The organism is Sphingomonas sp. 22176 (genome assembly GCF_052045505.1).
Classification (GTDB): domain Bacteria; phylum Pseudomonadota; class Alphaproteobacteria; order Sphingomonadales; family Sphingomonadaceae; genus Sphingomonas.
The window spans coordinates 16325-39947 of the sequence record NZ_JBQEPL010000003.1 but is presented as its reverse complement, the minus strand read 5'-3'; the positions used below and the strand labels follow the sequence as shown (position 1 = coordinate 39947).

The following is a 23623-nucleotide window of genomic DNA, read 5'->3' as shown; positions in this document are numbered from 1 at the left end:
TAGGATCTAAATTGGTTACACCCTTTCTCCGGCCCCGTTCGGCGGCCGAGACGAGAGGGGAGTTTCCGATGCGCGCGTTCCTGAAAACGGCAAGGCATTCCGGCTGGGCGGCGTTGCTGCTGTCCTCGACCGCTTTCGCTCAGACCGTGCCGCCGCTCACCCCCCTCCCCGCCAGCGTGACGCTGGGCAAGGGCAGCTTCACCGTGGGCAACAGCACCGCGATCGCCGTGCCCGCCGGCGACACCGCCGCTGCGGCCGCCGCCAAGCTGCTCGCGGCCCATGTGAAGGTGGAACGCGGCCTGACGCTGGGTGCCACCGGCGCCAGCGGCGCGATCCGCTTCGAGCGCGATGCGAGCATTCAGGGCGCCGAAGCCTATCGCATGACCGTCGACGCCAAGGGCGTGCGCATCGCCGCTTCGGGCGATCGTGGGCTGCTATACGGCGCTATGACGCTCGCCCAGCTGCTCAGCCCCGATCACGGCTTCGGCAAGCCGGTGAAGCTGCCGGCGCTCAGCGTCGAAGACGCCCCCCGCTTCGGCTGGCGCGGGCTGATGCTCGACGTCGCCCGCCATTTCCAGCCGATCGAGTTCGTCTACGGCGTGGTCGACCAGATGGCCTCGGTGAAGCTCAACACGCTCCACCTCCACCTCACCGACGACCAGGGATGGCGCTTCGAGGTGAAGCGCTATCCGAAGCTCACCGAAATCGGCGGCTGGCGCACCCCGCCAAGCACCGGCGGCGCGCCCGGCCCCAAGGTCGGTGGCTTCTACACGCAGGAGCAGCTCAAGGCGCTGGTCGCCTATGCCGCCGAGCGCGGGGTGACGATCGTCCCCGAGATCGACCTGCCCGGCCACGCCCAGGCGCTGGTCGCCGCCTATCCCGAACTCGGCATCTTCGGCGACCATACCGAAGTGTCGCACGACTGGGGGGTGAACCCGTACCTGTTCAACCCCGGCCCCAAGGGCATCGCCTTCGTCAAGGAAGTGCTCGACGAGCTGATGGCGGTGTTCCCGGGCACCTATGTCCATCTCGGCGGTGACGAGGCGGTGAAAGACCAGTGGGAGCGCTCTCCGCAAGTGCAGGCGCAGATGAAGGCGCTCGGCGTGAAGGACGAGAACGCGCTGCAGAGCTGGATGATCGAGCAGTTCGGCGCCTATCTCGAGCAGCATGGCCGCCGCCTGATCGGCTGGGACGAGATCCTCGAAGGCGGCCTGCCGAAGTCTGCCTCGGTAATGTCGTGGCGCGGCGAGAAGGGCGCAGTCGACGCGGCAAACCAGGGGCATGACGTGGTGCTCTCGCCCGCCCCCACCCTCTATCTCGACAGCCTACAGAGCGACCGCCGCGACGAGCCGCCGGGCCGCCTCTCGATCCAGACGCTCGCCGACGTGTACAAATACGAGCCGATGCCGGTAGGCATTGATGCCGCCAAGGCCAGCCATGTACTCGGCGCGCAGGGCAATGCGTGGAGCGAATATCTGATCACGCCGTACCAGGTGCAGCACATGCTGTTCCCCCGCGCGGCGGCGATCGCCGAGATCACCTGGTCGGGCAAGGACAAGCGCGACTTTGACGACTTCGTGCAGCGCCTCCAGCCGCAGATCGCGCGCTGGCGCCGTTCGGGGATGGAAGTCGCCGACAGCGCCTTCGCGGTCGACTACAAGCTGCAGGGGACGCGCGGCGAGGCGCTGCGGGCGAACCAGGCCAAGGTGGCGCTGGCCACCCAGACCGGCTTCGGCACGATCCGCTACACGCTCGACGGCAAGCAGCCCACCGCCAAGTCCCCGGTCTACAAGGCGCCGCTGACGCTCAAGCCCGGCACGACGATCACCGCCGCTGCGTTCGACGCCGTGGGCGCGGCCACCGCGGCGCCGCGCGCGTTCGAAACCAGCCGCACCGCGCTGCTCACCCGCACCAGCTCGGACATGGTGGCGTGCCCCAAGGGCGCGCTCGGCTTGCGCGTGCCGCTGAACAGCGAGGCGCAGGAGAATGCGCCGGTGTTCAACGTAAACCTGTTCGACACCTGCACCGCCTATCCGGCTGCGCCGATGGACATCGCAACGGGCTTCACCGTCGACGTCGCCCGCACGCCCCGCAACTACGGCCTGGCGCACGACTTCAACAAGGTGCGGGCGCATTACAATGTCAGCACATACGGCGAGCTGATCGTCCGCGCGCGCTGCATCGCGGCCGCCAAGGATCCGTCGATCAAGCCGATCGTCATCGCCACCTTCCCGCTGCCCGATCCCGCCAAGGCGCCGCAGCAGTTCCGCTTCTCCGGCACGCTGCCCAAGCTGAGCGGCGACGAGGATATCTGCTTCCAGTTCACCTCCCCGCTCAGCGACCCGTTCTACACGGTCGAACGCGTTGTGCTGACGGAGAATGCGAAGTGAAGGCTCGCGCGCTCGCCCTGCTGCCCCTTCTCGCGCTGGTCACCCCGGCCTGGGCGGATCCCCGGCAGTCGGTCTCGCTCGACGGTGCCTGGGAAGTCCGCATCGATCCCAGCGACGCCGACGCCGCCAAGGCCCACCCCAAGGAAGCCGCCTGGTTCCCGGCCAAGGTGCCCGGCAGCGTCCAGCAGGATCTGATCGCCGCCAAGCGCGTGCCCGATCCGTACAAGGGCATCAACGAGGCGCCGATCCAATGGGCGGGCCTTACCCGCTGGCAGTTCCGCCGCACGCTCAACGTCACGCCCGCGATGCTGGCGCGCGACCATCTCGATCTGGTGTTCGACGGGCTCGATACCTTCGCCACCGTGACGCTCAACGGCCAGAAGCTGGTCGAGACCGACAACGCCCATCGCCGCTGGCGGGTGGATGCCAAGCAGGCGCTCAAGGCGGGCGCGAACGAGCTGGTCGTCACCATCGCCTCGCCGATCAAGACGCTGCAGCCGATGGTGCTGGCGGAGAAATTCCCGCTTCCCGGCGAATATGATTCCGCGTTCGGCGACGAACCCAAGGGCAAGCAGACCTCGCCCTATATCCGCAAGCCCAAGTACGATTACAGCTGGGACTGGGCGCCGCGCATCGTCAAGATCGGCCTGTGGCGGCCGGTGCGGCTGGAAGCCTGGGACGATGCCCGCATCGACGGCTTCCGCGTCGACCAGGAAGCGCTGAACCCCGCCGAGGCGCGCCTCGTGGCACGTTGGAAGCTGGTCGGCGACCGCGCGCGCACCGTCACCGTGCGCACCCGCATCACCAGCCCCGACGGCCAGACCGTCGAGGCGAGCCGCACGCTCACCCTCGGCGCGGGCGAGAACGCGGTCAGCGTGCCGCTCACCCTGGCGAAGCCCCAGCTCTGGTGGCCGGCGGGCTATGGCGCGCAGCCGCTCTACAAGGTCGAGGCGACGCTGGAGGAAGACGGCGCGGTCAGCGACCGCGTGTCGCACCGCATCGGCCTGCGTACCGTCGAGCTGATCACCCAGGGCGGCGGCTTCGGCTTCCGTGTCAACGGGCTGCGCATCTTCGCCAAGGGCGCGAACCTGATCCCGTTCGACATGTTCCCGAACAACGTGACCGAGGCACGCATGCGCCGCATGCTCACCGACGCACGCGACACCAACATGAACATGATCCGCGTATGGGGCGGCGGCTATTATCTCGACGACGCCTTCTACGCCGCGGCCGACGAGCTCGGCCTGATGGTGTGGCAGGACTTCATGTTCGGCGGCTCGATCACCCCGCCCGACGCGGCGTTCCGGGAGAATGTCCGCATCGAGGCCGAGGAGCAGGTCGCCCGGCTCCAGCCGCATCCCTCGATCGTCGGCTGGAACGGCGGCAACGAGATCCTGTCGGGCTGGGAAAACTGGTCCGATCGCAAGGCGTTCAAGAAGGCGGTCGGCGCCGACGAGCAGGAGCGGATCGGCGCCGGCATGGCCGTGCTGTTCGATCGCACCCTGCGCGACGCAGTGCTGAAGGAAGCCCCCGGCACCACCTATTGGCCGGGCTCGCCCTCGAACGACTATACCGGCCCGGTCGATACCGATGCCAGCGGCGACCGCCATTTCTGGGACGTCTGGTCGGGCTCCAAGCCGGTCGAGAATTATCTCAACGGCTGCGCGCGGTTCATGTCGGAGTACGGCTTCCAGGCGATGCCGAACCTTTCGACGATCCGCAACTTCGCGGGCAAGGGCCTGCTGGCGATCGACAGCCCGGTGCTCAAGGCGCACCAGAAGTTCCTGGCCGGCGAAGGCAATAGCCGGCTCCAGCTCTATCTCGACCAGCGGCTGCGCAAGCCCGCCGATTTCGCCGATCTCGTCTACCTCACCCAGGTGAACCAGATGCAGGCGATCGGCATGGCCGCACGCCACCACCGCGCCTGCGCGCCGATCACCATGGGCTCGCTGTTCTGGCAGCTCAACGATGCCTGGCCGGCGATCAGCTGGGCGAGCATCGACTATGACGGCCAGTGGAAGCTGCTCCAGTACGAGGCGCGCCGGATGTTCGCGCCCCAGGCGATCGTCGCCGAGCACAAGGAGGGCGCGACCCGCCTCGCCGCCGTGTCCGACGCGACGCAGCTGATCGCCGCCGAATGGCGCGTCCGCGGCTTCACCATGGACGGCAAGCCGCTGGGCAGGAAGGCGGAGAAGTTCGACCTCTCTCCGGGCGCGCTCGAACTCGCCACGATCGCGGACGCCGATCTGTTCGGCACCGCGGCACCGGGCGACAGCTATGCGGTCGCCGAGCTGTGGATCGACGGCAAGCCGGTCTCGCGCGAGCTCGTCGAACAGTCGCTGCCCAAGGACATGGCCTATCCAGCCCCGCGCCTGTCGGTACGCTGGCAGGGCAAGCAGGTAACCGTCACGGCCGGCGCGCTGGCCCGCGCGGTGATGCTCGATTTCGGCACCACCGTCGCGCAGCCGAGCGACAACGGCTTCGACCTGTTGCCTGGCGAGAGCCGCACACTCACCATCACGTCCGAGGCGAATGCTGCCACGCTCGCCCGCGCCCTTACCCTTCGTACGCTGGGACCCCGTTGATGCCCTTCCTTCCCCTGCTGCTTCTCGCCAGCGATCCCGATCCGGTCGCCGCCGCCATCGCCAAGATGACGATCGAGCAGAAGGCCGCGCAGCTCCAGAGCACCGCGCCCGCCGATCCGGAGATCGGCCTGCCCGCCTATGACTGGTGGAACGAGGGCCTGCACGGCCTCGCCCGCGACGGCTATGCGACGGTGTTCCCCCAGGCGATCGGCCTCGCCGCGACCTGGGACGTGCCGTTGCTCCACAAGGTGGGCGACACCGTCGCCACCGAGGCGCGCGCGAACTTCAACGCCAAGCCGGTCAGCGCCGATCGCAAGATCTATGAGGGGCTGACGATCTGGTCGCCCAACATCAACATCTTCCGCGATCCGCGCTGGGGTCGAGGCCAGGAAACCTATGGCGAGGATCCGTTCCTCACCGGCCATCTCGCGATCGGCTTCATTCAGGGGCTGCAGGGTCCGGATCCGGCGCACCCCAAGGTGCTCGCCACGCCCAAGCATTTCGCGGTGCATAGCGGGCCGGAGGCCGGACGCGACGGCTTCGACGTAGATCCCAGCCCGCAGGACCTGGAATCGACCTACACCCCCGCCTTCCGCCTCGCCATCACCGAGGGCAAGGCGCAGTCGCTGATGTGCGCCTATAACTCGATCCACGGCACCCCGGCCTGCGCTTCGGGCGGCCTGCTCAACGATCGGCTGCGCAAGGACTGGGGCTTTACCGGCCTCACCGTTTCGGACTGCGACGCAGTGGCCAACATCCACCTGTTCCACCATTACAGCCTCGACGCGGCCGAAGCCGCCGCGGTCGCGATCAAGGGCGGCAACGACCTGAACTGCGGCACCACCTATGCGGCATTGCCGGAGGCGGTGAAGCGCGGGCTGGTCAGCGAGACCGAAGTCGACGTGGCGCTGAAGCGCGCGCTCAACGCCCGCCGTGCGCTCGGCATCGCGTTTGGCGGCGCCAATCCGTGGAGCAAGATCAAGCCCAGCGAACGCGGCACCCCGGCGCGGCGCGCGCTCGCGCTGGAAGCCGCGCGCAAGGCGATCGTGCTGCTCAAGAATGACGGCGACCGCCTGCCGCTCTCGACCGGCGGCCGCATCGCGGTGATTGGCGCCAATGCCGACGATCTCGGCGTGCTGGAGGGCAATTACCACGGCACCGCCAAGGATCCGGTGCCCCCTCTCGACGGCATCCGCCGCCAGTTCGGCGCGGACCGCGTCGTGTACGCGCAAGGATCGCAGCTGGCCGAGGGCGGCGCGGTGATCATGCCCGAAACCGCGTTCCGCGCTGACGGCAAGCCGGGCCTCAAGGCCGAATATTTCGCCTCGCCGACGGTGACCGGCAGCCCGGTCACCACCCGGCAGGATCGCCGCATCGATTTCAACTATGCCCGCGCGGCGCCGCTGCCAGGGCTCAACCCCACCGGCTTCGCGGTGCGCTGGAGCGGCGCGTTCACGCCGCCGGGTGCGGGCGACTATGAGCTCGCGATCGACATCCCCGCCTGCTGGAAGGATTGCAACACGCACGACGCGGTGCGGCTGTGGGTGGACGGCAAGCTGCTGCACGACGGCCCGCTCGGCAAGGCACGGGTGGCGGTGAAGGTCGCCAGCGACGGCAAGCCCGTGCCCTTCCGCATGGAGATCGACCATCGCAGCGAGGATGGCGGCGTCCGCCTGATGTGGCAGCCGCCGGCCGAACCGATGCTCGCCCAGGCGCTCGAGGTCGCGAAGAACGCCGATACGATCGTCGCGGTGCTCGGCCTGTCGCCCGATCTCGAGGGTGAGGCGCTCAGCGTCTCGATCCCCGGCTTCGTCGGCGGTGACCGGACCGACATTGCCCTGCCCCGCCCGCAGCTCGAGCTGCTCAAGGCGCTGCGCAAGACCGGCAAGCCGCTGGTCCTCGTCCTCACCAGCGGCAGCGCGGTGGCGGTCGATCCGAGCCTCGCCGACGCGATCCTCGAAGCCTGGTATCCGGGCGAGGAAGGCGGCACCGCGATCGCCGAGACGCTGGCCGGCAAGAACAATCCCTCGGGCCGCCTGCCGCTGACCTTCTACGCCTCGACCGACGACCTGCCGGCATTCGTGGACTATGGCATGAAGGAGCGCACCTATCGCTTCTTCACCGGCAAGCCGCTCTGGGGCTTCGGGCACGGCCTGAGCTACACCAAGTTCGCCTATGGCGACGTGGCGGTGAAGGCCGCGGGCATCGGCCAGCCGGTGCAGGTCAGCGCCAGGCTCACCAATGCGGGGAACCGCAGCGGTGAGGAAGTGACCCAGGTCTATGTCGTCACGCCGGACGCCAACAAACCAGGTGGGTTGACGACGCCGGTGCTCCAGCGCCAGCTTTCCGGCTTCAAGCGTGCCGCGCTGGCGCCGGGCAAATCGGCCAGCCTGTCGTTCAGCCTCGATCCGCGCAGGATCAGCAGCGTCGCGCGCGACGGCACTCGCCGGGTGTTGCCGGGCACCTATCGCGTATGGGTCGGCGGCGGCCAGCCGGGTGACGGCGCCGGCCAATGGGCCGAATTCACGCTGAACGGCGACGCGGAGGTGCTGCCGAAATGATCGACCGCCGGACCCTGCTCGGCTCGGGCCTGGCGCTCGCCGTCACGCCCGCCTTTGCCGCGGACACGCCCGCGTTCGTCAGCAAGCGCCCCGCACCGGCTGACCGCCGCTTCGTCAGCAAGGCGGTCGAGCGCGAAATCGCGCGTGTTTCCAGCAAGATCGCCGATCCCAAGCTGCACTGGATGTTCGGCAACTGCTATCCCAACACGCTCGACACCACGGTGAAGATGGGCGTGGTCGACGGCAAGCCCGACGCCTTCGTCATCACCGGCGACATCGACGCGCTGTGGCTGCGCGACAGCTCGGCCCAGGTGCGGCCCTATCTGCATCTGGCGAAGGAAGACGCCGATCTGCGCCGCCTCTACCAGGGCCTGATCGCTCGGCAGGCGCGCTGCATCCTGCTCGATCCCTATGCCAACGCGTTCCTTGCCGATCCGCACGCCCACACCAAGCTGAGCTGGGCGCTGCACGACAGGACCGAGATGAAGCCCGGCGTCGCCGAGCGGAAATGGGAGATCGACAGCCTCTGCTATCCCATTCGATTGGCGCATGATTATTGGAAGGCGACCGGCGACACCTCCCCGTTCGACGCGCAATGGGCGGAATCCGCCCGCACCATTATTCGCACCTTCCGCGAGCAGCAGCGGAAAGACGGACCCGGTCCCTATCGCTTCCTGCGCAGCAGCGACCGACCGACCGAAACGCTGATGCTCGACGGCTATGGCCCGCCCAGCCGTCCGGTGGGGCTGATCCATTGCGGTTTCCGGCCTTCGGACGACGCATGCGTCTATCCCTTTCTGATTCCGTCGAATTATTTCGCGGTCACCGTGCTGCGCGAGCTGGCGGTGCTCGCCATGGCGACGCGCAAGGATTCCGCACTTGCGAACGATGCGACGGCCTTGGCCGGCGAAGTCGAGGCTGCGCTGCGCGAATACGGCACGATGCGGCTGCGCGACGGCCGCGAAGTGATCGCCTATGAAGTCGATGGCTTCGGCAATGCGATCTTCATGGACGACGCCAATGTGCCGTCGCTTTCGAGCCTCGCCTATCTCCGCTGCGTCGATCGCAACGAACCGCTTTGGAGACGCACCGCGGATGCGGCGTGGAGCGAGGCAAATCCCTATTGGTCGCGCGGCAAGGTCGTTGAAGGCATCGGCGGGCCGCATGTCGGGTTGGGCCAAGTCTGGCCTATGTCGTTGATCATGCGCGGTTTCAGCTACGATGGCGATGTGCGAACGCTTCGCAATATTCTGCGAATGCTTAGCAATAGCGACGCAGGCACGGGCTTCATCCATGAGGCTGTGAACCAGGATGACCCGTCCAAGTTCACCCGCGACTGGTTCGCCTGGGCCAATGGCCTGTTCGGCGAGCTGCTCGTCCACCTCGCCGCGGCACAACCCCGGCTGCTTCAGGAAACGCTGTGATCCTCTCCCGTCGCCACCTGCTCGGCTCCAGCGCGATCGGCCTCGCGGCCGCCGCACTCCCTCGCGCCGCGTCGGCGCAGACGCCGCGCCGCACCGCACCCAATCTGTTCATCGGCACCGGCGGCACCGGCCACACCTATCCGGGCGCGACACTACCGTTCGGCATGGTGCAGCTGAGCCCCGATACGGGGGTCGAACGCTGGGAGACCTGCTCGGGCTATTATCATAGCGACGGCTCGATCCTCGGCTTCTCGCACACCCATCTTTCGGGCACCGGCATCGGCGACATGCTCGATCTGCTCGTCGTCCCCGGCCGGGGACCGGTGGTCCTGCAGCCCGGCACCCGCGAAAAGCCCGAGACCGGCTATCGCCAGCGCTATCACGACGAGCATGCCGAGCCCGGCTATTACCGTGTCGCGCTGGATAACGGCGTCCGCGCGGAGCTGACCGTTACCGAGCGAACCGGTTGGCATCGTTACACTTTCCCGGCAGGCGCCGGGCACATCCTGCTGGATCTATCGCATCTGGTGCTCGACAGCTCGGACAGCCCGCCCCTGATCGCCGACGCGCTGATGGAAGTGGAGGCCGACGGCACGATCACCGGCCGGCGACAAGTCTTTCGCTGGGCCAAGGGCCGCAAGATCTTCTTCGCGCTCCAGCTCTCGCGCCAGCCCGATCGCATCACCTTCTACGGCGATGACGATGCCGAGCAGCCCGCCGGCAGCCACAAGGTCACCGGACGGCGACTGAAGGCGGTCCTGCACTATGCGGACGCAGGAAAGGACCCGATTCTCGTGCGTTGCGGGATCTCCGGCGTCGATGTCGCCGGTGCCCGTGCCAATCTGGTCACCGAAGCGAGACATTGGGACTTCGATCGCACCCGCCGCGATGCCACCACCCGGTGGCAACCGGCCCTCGATGCGGTCCAGGTCGAGGGCGGTACCGCCGACCAGCGCACGATCCTCAGCAGCGCACTCTACCACGCGCAGCTTGCCCCCACGCTGTTTTCCGACGCCGACGGCCGCTATCTCGGCATGGACGGGCAGATCCACAGCGTTCCCAAGGGCGGCGCGGCCTATAGCACCTATTCGCTGTGGGACACCTATCGGGCGCTCCACCCCCTGCTCACCCTGATCGCGCCCGATCGCACCAAGTCGCTGGTCGACGATTTGATCCGCCAGACGGCACAGTCGCCCTATGGCCCGCTCGTCTGGCCGCTGCAGGGCAAGGAAACCGGCACGATGATCGGCTGGCACGGAGTCGTGCCGCTCGCCGAAGCGCACGCCAAGGGGATCGAAGCCGATTATGCCGCCGCCTGGCCGGCGATCCGCCGCCGCAGCTTCGATTTCACCGCGCCGGACAAGGACAACAGCAAGGGCCGCGATCTCTACGATCGCATGGGCTATGTGCCTGCGGACAAATGGTTCGAGAGCGTCAGCCGGACGCAGGAATATGCCTATGACGACTGGGCGTCGTCGCATCTCGCCGCCGCGATCGGCGAGAAGGCCGATGCCGCGCGGCTGCGCACGCGCTCGGGCAACTGGCGCAACGTGATCGACGGCAGCATCGGCTTCGCGCGCCCGCGCTTCGCCGACGGTAGCTGGTGGACGCCCTATGATCCCGTCCAGCTCGGCCACATGCCCAAGCCCTGGTGGCGCGATTATACCGAGGCGAATGGCTGGCAGGCGACCTTCCTCAACCAGCACGACGTTTACGGGCTGATCCAGCACATGGGCGGCGACGCCAAGTTCGAGGCAAAGCTCGACGCGCTGTTCAACGCGCCGTCCACCCTGCCCGACAATGCCCCGCCGGATATTTCGGGGCTGGTCGGCCAGTACGCCCATGGCAACGAGCCCGATCAGCACGCCGCCTATCTCTACGCCTTTGTGGGTGCGGCGTGGAAGACGCAGGCGATGGTGCGGCGGCTGTGCACCGAGATGTACAAGAACGATCCCGACGGCGTCATCGGCAACGACGATTGCGGCCAGATGAGCGCATGGTTCGTCTTCTCGGCACTGGGCTTCTACCCCGTCGATCCGGTCGAGGCCGCCTATGTGTTCGGCTCGCCGCTGTTCGAACGGGCCGAGGTGACCGTCGGCAAGGGCCGGAAGCTGGTGATCGAGGCACCGGGCAACCGCGCCGACAAGCCCTATGTCGCGGCGGTGACCTGGAACGGCAAGCCGTGGACCAAAAGCTGGATCGCGCACGCCGATCTGGTGAAGGGCGGCACGCTGCGCTTCACCATGTCGGCGAAACCGAACCCCGGCTTCGGGCGCGCGCTCACCGACCGCCCGCCATCCAACGGCCGCGTGCCCGCCTGATGCTGCTCGCCGCTGCGCTCCTGTCCACGTCGTCGCCCTGCGTCTCCGCCGGAGCCGGCGGCGCGGTGGCGGCCGACTTGCTGCGCACACGGCTGGAGGAGCGGCACACGCCCTGCGCCCGGGTATTCCTGGCACCGCAAGACGCGGTGGAAGCCGCCCTTCCCGCCCCGCGCCGCGCGGCGTGGCGCAAGGTGGCGCCGAAGCGCCTGCCGCGCGAAGGCTTTGCCGTCCGGCGGATCGGCGACACGCTGGTGATCACCGCGCAGGGCACGCGCGGGCTGGTCTATGGCGCCGGCTGGTATCTGCGGACCGGCGCCAGGCCGCTGCGCTACGACAGCGCGCCGGCGCGGTCGGTGCGGCTCACCCAGATCGGCTACCGCGCCAAAAACAACAGCTATGATGCCTGGACGCTGGCGATGTTCCGTCGCCGGATCGAGGATTTCGCGCTATGGGGCGCGAGCGGCGTGCAGGTAATCGCGCCGGTTTCCGACGACGACGCCACCAGCCCGCTCTTCCCCGCCCCGCCGCTGGAAACGCTGCGCGGCATCGGCGAGATCACGCACCGGCTGGGCATCGACTTCGCGCTCTACTATCCGAACCTGCACGACTATGAGACGCAAGCCGAGCGCGACCACGAACTCGGCCGCTTTCGCATCCTGCTCGGCGCCTTGCCGCAGGTCGACGCGCTCTATGTTCCCGGCGGCGATCCCGGCCATGCCGCGCCCGACCGGCTGTTCCCGCTGGTTGCCGACGAAGCCGCGACCTTGCGCGCGCAAAACCCGGCGGCCAGCGTCTGGATCTCCACCCAGGGCTTCGACGCGGCGGGACTCGACGCCTTCTACGTCCAGCTCGCCCGCCGCCCGCGCTGGCTGACCGGCATCTTTGCCGGGCCCCAGACCCGCGACCCCGTCGCCACCCAGCGGCGCCATCTGCCCGCCGGCTATCAGCTGCTGCTCTATCCCGACATCGCGCACACCATGCACGCGCAGGTGCCGGTCGATCGCTGGAGCCCCGCCTTCGCGCTCACCGAGGGCCGCGAGCCGATCGATCCGCGCCCGCGCGCGATGACCGGCCTGTTCCGACATCTCGATCCAGGCAGCAGCGGCTTCGTCACCTATTCCGAAGGCGTCAACGACGATGCCAACCAGTTTCTCTGGTTCCGCCTCGGCTGGGATCCGCAGACCACGCCCGAGGCTTTTGCGCGCGACTATGCCGCCGACTTCATCGGCGATCCCGCGGCGGCCAAGGCATTGTTCGCACTGGAAGACAACTGGACCGGCGACCCCGCCGCGAACGCGAGCATCGACGCGACGCTGGCGCTGGTCGACGGCCTGAAGCCCGCTTCTTGGGCCGACTGGCGGACGGACGCGCTCCGCTACCGCGCGGTGTACGACACGATCGTCCGCCACCGCCTGATCGCCGCCCGCGCTCGCGAGGCCGCCGCTCTTGCCGCGCCCGACGCCGCGACGGCGCGCGCTAGGCTGGCGGAGGCCGATCCCGCGCCCGTGCCGGCGCTTCGCACCCGGCTGTTCGCGCTTGCCGAGCGGCTGTGGCAGGGCGCGCGGTTCCAGCTCAGCGTGAAGCTGTACGGCGCCTCCAACATCGAGCGCGGCGCCAATCTCGACCGCGTCGATGTCGACCTCAACGACCGCATGTGGATCGAACGCCAGCTCGCCACGCGCACCCCGGCGCAGCTCGCCGACTATGCCCGGGCGAAGGAAGGCGCGCTCTACGACGATCTCGGCGACCCCTGGAACGCGCCGCATCTCGTCGGCGGCAGCAGCCCGGTCACCGATCCGCTGCGCTTCGACGGCGCGGTGGACGGCATTGCCGATCGCACTCCGAACGACGGCTGGCGGATGTCGTGGATCAGCTATGCCGAGAGCCTCTACGACGCGCCGCTGCGGCTCCACTACACCGGGCTCGATCCGAAGCGCCGCTATCGCCTCGTCGCCACCTATGCCGGTGAGGACTATTGGCTGCCGATGCGGCTTGTTGCTAATGGCAGCATCGAGCTTCACCCGCCGCTCGATCGCAAGACCAACCCGATGACGGTGGACATCCCCATCCCCGCTGCCGCCACGCGCGGCGGCACGCTCGATCTCGCCTGGACGCGGCCTGCCGGCATGGGCGGCAGCGGCCGTGGCCATCAGGTCGCCGAGACCTGGCTGATTCCAGAACCCCTCTCCGGAGAACGCAAATGACGACCCTTTCCCGCCGCGCGCTCGTCGCTGCCGGCATCGCCACCCCCGCGCTCGCCCATGCGGCGACCGGCGCCGCCGCGAAGACGCCCGCGCCCAAGCCCTATGGCGCGACGCCGAGCGCCCGCCAGTGGAAGTGGCACCAGCGCGAGCAATACGCCTTCATCCACTTCTCGATGAACACCTTCACCGACAAGGAATGGGGCTATGGTGACGAGGATCCCAAGACCTTCAACCCCAGCGACTTCAACGCCGACCAGATCGTCGCGGCGGCCAAGGCGGGCGGGCTCAAGGGCCTGATCCTGGTCTGCAAGCACCATGACGGCTTCTGCCTCTGGCCGACCAAGCTGACCGAGCATTGCATCCGCAACAGCCCCTACAAGAACGGCCAGGGCGACATCGTCCGCGAGATGTCCGATGCGTGCAAGCGCGCCGGGCTGCCCTTCGGCGTCTATCTCTCGCCCTGGGACCGCAACCACGCGGAATACGGCCGCCCCGGCTATATCGCCTATTACCGCGCCCAGCTGACCGAGCTCTGCACGCGCTATGGTTCGCTGTTCGAAGTGTGGTTCGACGGCGCCAATGGCGGCGACGGCTATTATGGCGGCGCACGCGAGACGCGGAAGATCGACGCGCCGGCCTATTATAACTGGCCGTCGATCGTGGCGCTGGTCCACCAGCTCCAGCCCGATGCCTGCACCTTCGATCCGCTCGGCGCCGACATCCGCTGGGTGGGCAATGAGGACGGCGTGGCGGGCGATCCCTGCTGGCCGACCATGCCCAACCACCCCTATGTCCAGAGCGAGGGCAATGCGGGCGTGCGCGGCGGCGCGCTGTGGTGGCCAGCGGAGACCGACGTCTCGATCCGGCCGGGCTGGTTCTATCATGCCGACGAGGATTCGCGGGTGAAGAGCCCCGAGCGGCTGGTCCGGCTCTATGACGAATCGGTGGGTCGTGGGACCAATCTGAACCTCAACCTGCCCCCCGATCGCCGCGGCCGCGTCGCCGACCAGGACGTGAAGATCCTCAAGAGCTTCGGCGACGCGATCCGCGCCACCTTCGCGACGGATCTGGCAAAGGGCGCGGTCGCCCATGCCAGCGCGACCCGCGGAGCGGCCTTCGCGGCAGCGCGCGTGCTCGACGGCAATCGCGAGACCTATTGGTCCACGCCCGACGGCACGACCACGCCGACGCTGACGCTGGACCTCAAGCCCGACACCCGCTTCGACGTGATCCGCTTACGCGAATATCTGCCGCTCGGCGTGCGCGTGACCCGCTTCGCGGTGGATGCGGAGATCGACGGCAAATGGCAGCAGCTTGCGGAAAAGGAGTGCATCTCGGCCCAGCACATCCTGCGCCTGCCGCAGCCGATCGCCCCGCGCCGGGTGCGGCTGCGCATCCTTGAGGCGCCCGCCTGCCCCGCGATCAGCGAGTTCGCGCTGTTCCGCTCGGTGGCGCCGGTGCCGGTCGCGCCGATCGTCTCGTCCGACCCGACCGTGATCGACACGCGCAACTGGAAGATCGTGAGCGCCGCCGGTGCGGGCGCCGAGAAGCTGCTCGATCGCGATCCTGGCACGATCTGGACCGTCCCCGCCCCCAAGCCCGGCGCACCGGTGGAGGTGACGATCGATCTCGGCAGCGAAACCGCGCTGGCCGGCTTCAGCCTGACGCCGTCGCGCCATGTGATGACCGATGCCGCCCCGCCCAAGGGCTATACGGCCGAGGTCAGCACCGACGGCAAGACCTGGCAGACGGCGGCGACCGGCGAGTTCGGCAACATCGCCTATGCGCTCTCCACCCAGCGCATCGCCTTTGCGCAGCCACGAGCCGCCCGCTATCTGCGCCTCCGCTTCGCCGAGACCGCGCTGCCCGAGCCCAAGCTGGCGATCGCCGAGATCGGCGGCTTCACCGCCCCGCGCTGAGCCGAGTCGGAGCGCCCGAGAGGGGCCGGGGCGCGGGTATCGCGCTCCGGCCCGTTGCGTTTAGGCCACAGCCCGTTTGAAAACGTAACGGATGAGACCATGCGCTGCCATATATAAAACCAGTTTCTTTATTTGGTATTGTATACCGATGGGACCTATGACAGCATCCTTTCTGCAAGGTGACTGAAATGTTGCGGCGCACACAATGAGGAGAGCGGCGCAACGGCGCTGTCGGGGGATGCATCGATGGGACTGGATCGACGCGAGGCGTTGAAATTGGGGTTGGCCGGCGCAGCCGTACTGCCCGCGGGCAAGGCGATGGCGCAGGCTTCGGCGCCGCGCGCGCTGATTGTCTCGACCTGGGACTTCGGCGCGGCCGCGAATGCCGCCGCCTATGCCCAGTGGAAGAAAAGCGGCTCGCTGCTCGACGCGGTCGAAGCCGGCGGCTGGGTGCCCGAAGCAGACCCCAAGAACCACTCGGTGGGTCTCGGCGGCTATCCTGATCGCGACGGCCATGTGACGCTCGATGCGATCATCATGGACGATCGCGGCAATGTCGGCGCAGTGGCCGCGCTCGAAGATATTCTCCACCCCGTCTCGGTCGCGCGGCGCGTCATGGAGAAGACCCCGCACACCTTCCTGGTGGGCGAAGGCGCGCGCCAGTTCGCGCTCGAACAGGGCTTCCCGAAGACGCGCCTGCTGACCCCGGAGGCCGAGGCGGCGTGGCGCGAATGGCTTAAGACTGCCAAGTACAAGCCTGTCGCCAATATAGAAAATCAGCGCGGTTCGGCGCTGGACCACGACACGATTGGTATTGTCGCCTGTGATGCCAATGGTCGTCTTGCCGGCGCCTGCACCACCTCGGGCATGGCGTTCAAGCTGCGCGGCCGCGTCGGGGATTCGCCCCAGGCGGGCTGCGGCCTGATGGTCGAGCCCGATGTGGGCGCTGCGACCTCCACCGGCGTGGGCGAGGAAGTGACGCGGATCGCCGGTTCGGCACGCGTCGTCTCGTCGATGCGGGCCGGCATGGATCCGATGGCCGCCTGCCGGGAGGCCGTGCTGCACATCGCCAAATTGCGCGGCGATGCCGTGAAGGACGCGCAGGTCGCGTTCCTCGCCATTGACCGCCACGGCCGGGTCGGCGCCTATGCGCTCCAGCCCGGCTTTACCTATGCGGTTACCGATCATGGGGGGGCGACGAGCGTGCTCGGCGCCGAAAGTCTGCGCGGGAAATAAATAGATCCCGTCGCAGCAATCATCAGCCTGGGGGCGAAGGAAGGAAAAGAATATGAGGGGTTTTCGCAAGTCTTTGATGTGCTCGAGCAGCACGCGCGCCGCGTTCGGCATCGCCATGTTCACCGTGGCAGCACCTGCCCTGGCGCAAACCGCTTCGGCACCTGCCCAGGCGCCGGCGCAGGCAGATGATGGCGATCAGATCGTGGTCACCGGCTATGCGCGCTCGCTCGCCGATTCGGCCGCGACCAAGCGCAAGGCCAATGCGATCGTGGACGTGATCAGCGCCGAGGACGTCGGCAAGTTCCCGGACCGCAACATCGCGGAATCGCTGTCGCACCTTCCCGGCGTGACCGTCGACCACCAGTTCGGCGAAGGCGAGCAGGTCTCGATCGCCGGCGTCGAGCCCGCGCTGAACCGCATCCTGATCGACGGCCACTCGATCGCCTCGGCCGACTGGGGCGGCAACCCCTCGGATCGTTCGAGCCGCAGCTTCAACTATTCGCTGCTCTCGCCCGAAATCATCAGCCAGGCGATCGTTTACAAGACGCCGGAAGCCCGCCTCCAGGAAGGCGCGATCGGCGGCACCGTCGACGTCGTCACCCGCAAGCCGCTGGACCTGAAGCCGAACACGATCACGGCATCGGGAGGCTATGCCTATAATGATCGATCGAACCGCGGCAGCCCGCGCGCATCGATCCTGTACAGCTGGCACAACGACGCCGGCACCTTCGGCGTGCTCGGCTCGGTCGGCTATGACCGCCAGTATCTCGCCCGCGCCGGCGTGGCCGTCTATGGCTACATGACCGGTGACACCTTCTTCCAGAAGGACGCGGCCGGCAAGGTCGTCAACGACGCCAGCGGCAACCCTGTGCCGATTAACCCGGCGCTGAAGGTCAATGGCGGCAGCTACACCGATCTGCTCAACGCCCGCCTGCCCGCTTTCCTGGCGCACGAATATTTCGAGCAGACCCGCCAGCGGCTCAGCTTCTCGGGCGCGATGCAGTGGAAGCCGGCCGACAATCTGACGCTGACTGCCACCGGTCTCGTCATCAGCGGCAACTACGACAATTTCAGCACCTCCGAATACAGCTACAACACGCGGGGCGGGCTGGCGCAGCAGGCGACCGTCAGCAACGGCCTGATCACCTCGGCCACCTACGGCCCGGGCACCGGCACCAACTGGACCGGCGAACTCGACACCAATTTTCGCCGCACGCGCATCAAGAACGACAGCGGCACGCTCGCCTTCAACTGGGACGTGAGCGGCTGGAACGTGTCGGGTAACGGCGGCTACAGCCGTGCATCGGGTGGCAAGCAGCCGGAATATCTGCTGAACTTCCGCACGCTGCAGGGCTTCACCGTCGGCGCCAACGGCCGCAACACCTCGCTCGACTGGCAGCATCCGGCCAGCGACGGCTCGAACTGGGTCAGCACCTCGCCGGGTGAATCGAAGCTGCAGGACGAACCGGCGGTGCTCGCCGCGACCAACGGCGCGGGCTATTTCGGCGCGCAGATCGGCGGCATCACCAACGCCGACCAGACGGTCGACGACGAGAAGTACGGCCAGATCGACTTCCAGCGCGACGTCGCCTTCGGCCCGCTGACGAAGATCATGTTCGGCGGCCGCTACAACGATCATGGCAACCAGCAGTCGAGCTATGGCGGCGCCACCTTCACCAACGCGGCGTTCACCCTGGCCGATCTGGGCCCGTACACCCTCGCCAGCGACCTGTATGACGGCCTGTCGACGAGCGGCAACGGCACGCCCTTCGCAACCCTGACCAAGGAAGCGATGATCGCGGCGCTGACCGGCTCGAACGTGCTCAACGTCACCCGCCCGCTCGACACCAGCGGCTATTTCCGGGTGAAGGAGAAGATCTACACCGGCTACGTCCAGGCGAACTTCGAGACCGGCAAGTTCCGCGGCAACATCGGCGGTCGCTTCGTCAGCACCAAGGACGACAGCTATTATTACGCCAACTCCAACGGCCAGGCCTCGCTGCAGCATTCGGAGAGCACCGACAACCGGTTCCTACCGGCGTTCAACATCGCCTATGATGCAGGCCCCGGCGTGGTGCTGCGTGCAGCCGCCGCAAAGGTGATCGCCCGTCCGCGCTATTCGCAGCTGGCAGGCGCGCTGTCGCTCGACGACACGCAGAGCACCGGCAGCGCCGGCAACCCGGACCTGAAGCCCTATGCGGCGACCAATTTCGGCCTGTCGGCGGAATGGTATTTTACCAAGGCGGGCTATGTCTCGGGCGAAATCTTCTACCGCGACATCTCGAACTACATCTCGAACGTGAACCTCAACGTCCAGCTGACCAACCCGCTGACCCAGCAGAGCCGCACCTATGCGATCTCGCAGCCGGTCAACGGCGGCAAGGCATCGGTGACCGGCTTCTCGCTGACCGCGCAGACGCCGATCGCCTACGGCTTCGGCATCCAGGCGAACTACACCTTCGCCGATGCGGACACCGGCCTCAGCGGCCAGGGCCTGCCCTATCTCTCGCGCAACACCTATAACATCGTGCCGTACTTCGAAAGAGGCCCGTTCCAGGCACGCGTGAGCTACAACTATCGTTCGAAGTATTTCTACGTGTTCGGTCGCCTATCTTCGGCGGACTATACCGACTCGTACCGTCAGCTGGACTTCTCCGCATCGTACAAGGTGCTGGAGAACTTCACGATCACGGCGAATGCATCGAACCTGCTGGACGAAACCTATTACCAGTACAGCTCGACGCCCTCGGCGCCGACTGCCTTGTACAAGAACGGCCGGACCTTCTCGCTCAGCGCGAGCTTCCGGATGTAATTCGGAAATACAAGGGAGCCGCGGCAACCGCCGGGGCTCCTTTTTTTGTATGTCGATGGAGGAGACAAGCTCCGACCAGCGACAACTAAAGGGGATCTTCATGCGTACAATCGACAAGCTGCTGGTAACGACCAGCTGCCTCGCCGCGCTGTTTGCAGCACCGGCAATGGCGCAGGACACGACGCCCGCGGACCAGACCGCTGCGGCAAGCGACACCATCGTCGTTACCGGCTCGCGTATCAGCCGGCCGAACGTTACCGCCGCGGCGCCGATCACCTCGGTGACCTCGGAAGCGATCAAGCTGCAGGGCGCCGTCAACGTCGAGGACGTGCTGAACCGCCTGCCGCAGGTCGCACCGGACAGCCAGCAGAACTACCAGGATTCAGACGGCCGCCAGCGCGTCAAGCTGCGCAACCTCGGCTTTGAGCGCACGCTGGTGCTCGTCGACGGCAAGCGCCTGGGCACGATGAACGGCGAAGACCTCGGCATCATCCCGACCGCGCTGATCAAGCGCACCGACGTGCTGACCGGCGGCGCTTCGGCCGTCTATGGCTCGGATGCAGTGGCCGGCGTCATCAACTTCGTGATGGACCGGGATTTCACCGGCGTCCGGCTGGACGGCAACTATAATTTCTACGTCCACCAGAATACGCCCGGCCTGGTCTCGCAAGTTGCTAGCAACTATAACTTCGCCCAGCCCGCGCGCGGGCTGGGCGTTGATGGCGGCCGGGCAGACCTTGCGCTCACCGTCGGCAAGAAGCTGTTCGACGATCGCCTCCACCTGCAGGCCTATGTGAACTATCGCCAGGGCGACCTCGTCCCCTATTCGGCGCGCGAAACCTCGGGCTGCCAGCTGATCCAGTCGGTCAAGGACGGCCCGCTGAGCTGCAGCACCTCCACCTACACCAAGACCGGCTATGTCTCCCCGCTCTCGGGGCCGAACAGCGGCAATGCCTATGTGAACAACCCGGACGGCAGCCGCAGCTTCCTTCCCTATTCCACCGCGCAGGCGGCCAACCCCTATGACGGCTACTCGTTCCAGCGCGATTCGCATCGCTGGAACGCCGGCGGCTTCGCGCAGTTCGAGATTTCGGACGCCGCGACGCTGTACACCGATGCCATGTGGTTCCGCGACAAGTCGGCCAACGGCTTCCCGGCCCGCGTGTTCAGCTACACCGCGCTGGGCGACACGCCCTACACGGTGAAGTGCAACAACCCGTTCATGTCCGCGTCGCAGTCGCAGGCGATCTGCGGCACGGCAGCCGGCACGGCGAACGCGGTTCCGGTCGACCTGCGCTATCGCTTTTCGGGCGTGCCGGACCAGGACGACACCTATATCAACCAGGGTCTGCGCATCAGCAGCGGCGTCCGCGGCAATTTCGCCGAGGGCTGGAGCTATGACGTCGGCGGCGTCTACGCACGCAACCGACAGGACTATACCACGGGCGCGCTGGACTTCAGCCGCGTGAACAAGTCGCTCGACACCACGCTGGTCAACGGCGTGGCGACCTGCGCTTCCGGGACGGCGGACGGCTGCCTGCCCTTCGATCCGTTCAGCGCCTATTCGACCACCAACAACGCCGCGCTGTACAATTACCTGACGCAGGGCACCTACGGCACCAGCACCACGATCAACACCCTGTACCAGGGCGTGGCGACCGTGCAGGGCGACCTGGGCAAGATGGGAATCACCAGCCCCTGGGCCGAGCAGGGCGTGGCGGTCGCGTTCAGCGCCGAATATCGCGAAGACAAGCTGGAAAGCTACGCCGACTCGGTTTTCCGCAGCTTCAACGGCGGCAGCGACGCCAATCTCAGCCAGCATGTCTGGGAAGGCATGGCGGAGCTTCAGGCGCCGATCGTCCAGCACAAGCCCTTCGCCGAGACGCTGCAGTTCAATGGCGCGTTCCGCCTCTCCAAGTACAACACCAACCCGAAGACCTTCTCCACCTGGAAGACCGAACTGGTCTGGGCACCGGTGCGCGACATCACGTTCCGCGGATCGGTGAACCGCGCCCAGCGCGCGCCGACCGTGGTGGAAGCGAACCAGGGCGCAAACATCAGCTATGGCCGGATCACCACCGCCTATAGCGACCCCTGCGCACCGACGCTGGTCAGCACCACCGTCGACCCCAAGACCGGGCAGCAGGTCCCCGTCTACGGCGCGCCGCAGGCCTCGCGCGCGGCATGCCGGGCGACCGGTCTTGCCGACAATCTCTACGGCAGCACCACCCTGCTCTGCCCGACCGATGTCGGCTGCACCTATCGCAGCGGCGGGTTCACGGTGGATCCGGAGACAGCCTACACCAAGACCTTTGGCGTGGTGCTGCGCCCGCGCTTCCTCCCGGGCCTGACGCTGTCGGCGGATCGCTACCTGATCGATCTCAACAACTCGATCGGCTTCAACGATTATTCCTACTTCTCCGCCGGCTGTGCGCAGACCGCGAGCGACTTCTTCTGCAAGGCCTTCGTGCGCAATGCGGACGGCACGCTGTTCAGCAATCCCAACACCAACCCGACCACGGGTTTCATCCGCCAGGGCACGACCAACTACTACAAGTCCAAGGCGCATGGCTGGGACTTCCAGGCGCAGTACGCGCTGCGGCTGGGCGATCGCGTCGGCAGGCTGGACTTCGACTTCAACGGCTCGCTGTCGACGCTGCTCGGCGGCCAGGATTCGCCGATCCTGCCGGTGAAGGATTGCTCGGACGGCTATTTCGGCGACAATTGCGGCCAGTTCATTCCGCGGTGGTCGCACACCCTGCGCACCACCTACAGCACGCCGGACCGGAAGCTCCTGGTCTCGCTGAACTGGCGCTATCTGGGCCCGCTGACCAACACCACCAATTCGGGTGACCCGGCGCTGGGGGGTACGGCAGCAAATGCCCGTACGACCTTCTACCGGATCGCACCGTACAACTATTTCGATCTGGCGGTGGGCTTCCGCGTCAATGAAATCTATTCGTTCCGCGTCTCGGCGAACAACCTGCTCGACAAGGATCCGCCGATCCTCGCCAACTCGTATAACTACGGCCTGTCGCGCAACAACACGCTGTCGGCACGCTATGACTCGCTGGGTCGTCAGGTTGCGGTGAGCGCCACCGTCCAGTTCTGACGCCTTCTCCCATTCCAAAAGCCTGCGCCTGCCCACCTCGGTGGGCAGGCGTTTTTTGTGGATACCCCCCAGCCCGTCGCCCCTTCCCGCTTGACCCGCCGCGGCAAACCGCTCAGATGCCGTGCAGCTCCGCTCAGCGGTACGCGCAAGGGCCGGTTTAGCTCAGCTGGTAGAGCAGCGGTTTTGTAAACCGAAGGTCGCGGGTTCGATTCCTGCAACCGGCACCATTTCTCGGTCCCAGGAAGTCCCATGCGGCTTTGTAGCCCGCAGAAATCTGCGGTATTTTCAGCCGTCCGGCTCGTGATCGCTCGTCTGGTTCCATCAAAGCGCAATGCCAAATGGGGCCTTTTTTGCAGGATTACGGGCCTCGAATTTGGCATGAGGCCTCACCCGTTCGGGCCCTTGCTACGGAAGGCCCCAACCATGGCTCTGAGCGACATCGCAATTCGGAAGGCCAAGACTGGCGACAAGGCCTACAAGCTGTACGACAAGCTAGGCCTGTTTCTGCTCGTGTCGCCGTCCGGCTCCTGTCTTTGGTGGATAAATTACAAGCGCCACGACGTCAAAAAAAATAGCTCAGTCTCGGCTCCTAGCCAATCTTCATCACTCGATTCTGTCGGGCTTCAAAGTGCGAGAAGCACCCTGACTCCACCGACGCGAGCGCCAGCGAATGACAGACGCGGCGCGCTCCGCTAAGGTGGTGGCCATGCTTCGCCACGCTTGGCTTTTGCTGATCGTCCTTTTCGCCGTCGCACTGACGACGAGTGGAGCAGTGCATGCCCGTGAGGCGCCGTCGAATACCTCGATCGCGTGCGGCGGGGAGGCCCACGCCGATGGCGACAATGATCAGGTGCCAGCCGATGCTGATCAGGATATGCCGCACCATCATGGCGGCTGCCACGGTCATGCGGTTGCCCTCGAAGCCACTCCGTCGGCACCTATTCTTCATTCGACGCTGACGGGCAATACTGTGGCGCCGAGTGCCTCCGTCCTTATCTCGCTCCCCATCGATCCCGCCTTGCGGCCGCCCAGGGGCTGAGACGCGCGCCAGCGCCGTCC

General features: G+C 66.8%; 12 protein-coding genes and 1 tRNA gene. All 13 read left to right on the top strand.

The window, feature by feature from the left end; translation table 11 throughout:
• Nucleotides 1-68: 68 nt before the first annotated feature.
• The 13 genes from ACTJKY_RS12110 to ACTJKY_RS12050 all read left to right on the top strand — a co-directional run bounded on the left by ACTJKY_RS12110 (nt 69) and on the right by ACTJKY_RS12050 (nt 23603).
• Nucleotides 69-2390, top strand: a complete 2322-nt coding sequence (locus tag ACTJKY_RS12110; RefSeq protein WP_440846385.1) for a beta-N-acetylhexosaminidase — start codon at nt 69-71, stop codon at nt 2388-2390.
• A complete protein-coding gene (locus ACTJKY_RS12105) occupies nt 2387-4975 on the top strand; it encodes a beta-mannosidase (RefSeq protein WP_440846383.1) in 2589 nt (862 codons plus the stop codon). Before ACTJKY_RS12110 ends, ACTJKY_RS12105 begins: the two co-directional genes overlap by 4 nt.
• Complete coding sequence (locus ACTJKY_RS12100; RefSeq protein WP_440846381.1) at nt 4975-7536, top strand: glycoside hydrolase family 3 C-terminal domain-containing protein; 2562 nt, start codon at nt 4975-4977, stop codon at nt 7534-7536. Before ACTJKY_RS12105 ends, ACTJKY_RS12100 begins: the two co-directional genes overlap by 1 nt.
• The gene (locus tag ACTJKY_RS12095) at nt 7533-8960 is read left to right on the top strand and encodes a glycoside hydrolase family 125 protein (RefSeq protein ID WP_440846379.1); all 1428 of its coding nucleotides are present in this window, start codon (nt 7533-7535) and stop codon (nt 8958-8960) included. Before ACTJKY_RS12100 ends, ACTJKY_RS12095 begins: the two co-directional genes overlap by 4 nt.
• Nucleotides 8960-11281, top strand: a complete 2322-nt coding sequence (locus ACTJKY_RS12090; protein ID WP_440846839.1) for a GH92 family glycosyl hydrolase — start codon at nt 8960-8962, stop codon at nt 11279-11281. The genes ACTJKY_RS12095 and ACTJKY_RS12090 overlap by 1 nt, the downstream gene beginning before the upstream one ends.
• Nucleotides 11281-13485: a hypothetical protein gene (locus ACTJKY_RS12085; RefSeq protein ID WP_440846377.1), complete on the top strand. Its 2205-nt coding sequence runs from the start codon at nt 11281-11283 to the stop codon at nt 13483-13485. Before ACTJKY_RS12090 ends, ACTJKY_RS12085 begins: the two co-directional genes overlap by 1 nt.
• A complete protein-coding gene (locus ACTJKY_RS12080; protein ID WP_440846375.1) occupies nt 13482-15404 on the top strand; it encodes an alpha-L-fucosidase in 1923 nt (640 codons plus the stop codon). Before ACTJKY_RS12085 ends, ACTJKY_RS12080 begins: the two co-directional genes overlap by 4 nt.
• Nucleotides 15405-15650: 246 nt before the next feature.
• Nucleotides 15651-16640 (top strand): N(4)-(beta-N-acetylglucosaminyl)-L-asparaginase, encoded by a 990-nt coding sequence (locus ACTJKY_RS12075; RefSeq protein ID WP_440846373.1) that lies wholly within the window; start codon nt 15651-15653, stop codon nt 16638-16640.
• A 52-nt stretch (nt 16641-16692) separates the two neighbouring features.
• The gene (locus ACTJKY_RS12070) at nt 16693-19452 is read left to right on the top strand and encodes a TonB-dependent receptor (protein ID WP_440846371.1); all 2760 of its coding nucleotides are present in this window, start codon (nt 16693-16695) and stop codon (nt 19450-19452) included.
• A 100-nt stretch (nt 19453-19552) separates the two neighbouring features.
• A complete protein-coding gene (locus ACTJKY_RS12065) occupies nt 19553-22564 on the top strand; it encodes a TonB-dependent receptor domain-containing protein (RefSeq protein WP_440846369.1) in 3012 nt (1003 codons plus the stop codon).
• Between the two features lie 151 nt (nt 22565-22715).
• Nucleotides 22716-22791 (top strand) — tRNA-Thr (locus tag ACTJKY_RS12060).
• A gap of 22 nt (nt 22792-22813) precedes the next feature.
• Complete coding sequence (locus tag ACTJKY_RS12055; RefSeq protein ID WP_440846367.1) at nt 22814-23260, top strand: Arm DNA-binding domain-containing protein; 447 nt, start codon at nt 22814-22816, stop codon at nt 23258-23260.
• 10 nt (nt 23261-23270) lie between these two features.
• Nucleotides 23271-23603, top strand: a complete 333-nt coding sequence (locus ACTJKY_RS12050; protein ID WP_440846365.1) for a hypothetical protein — start codon at nt 23271-23273, stop codon at nt 23601-23603.
• Nucleotides 23604-23623 lie beyond the last annotated feature (20 nt).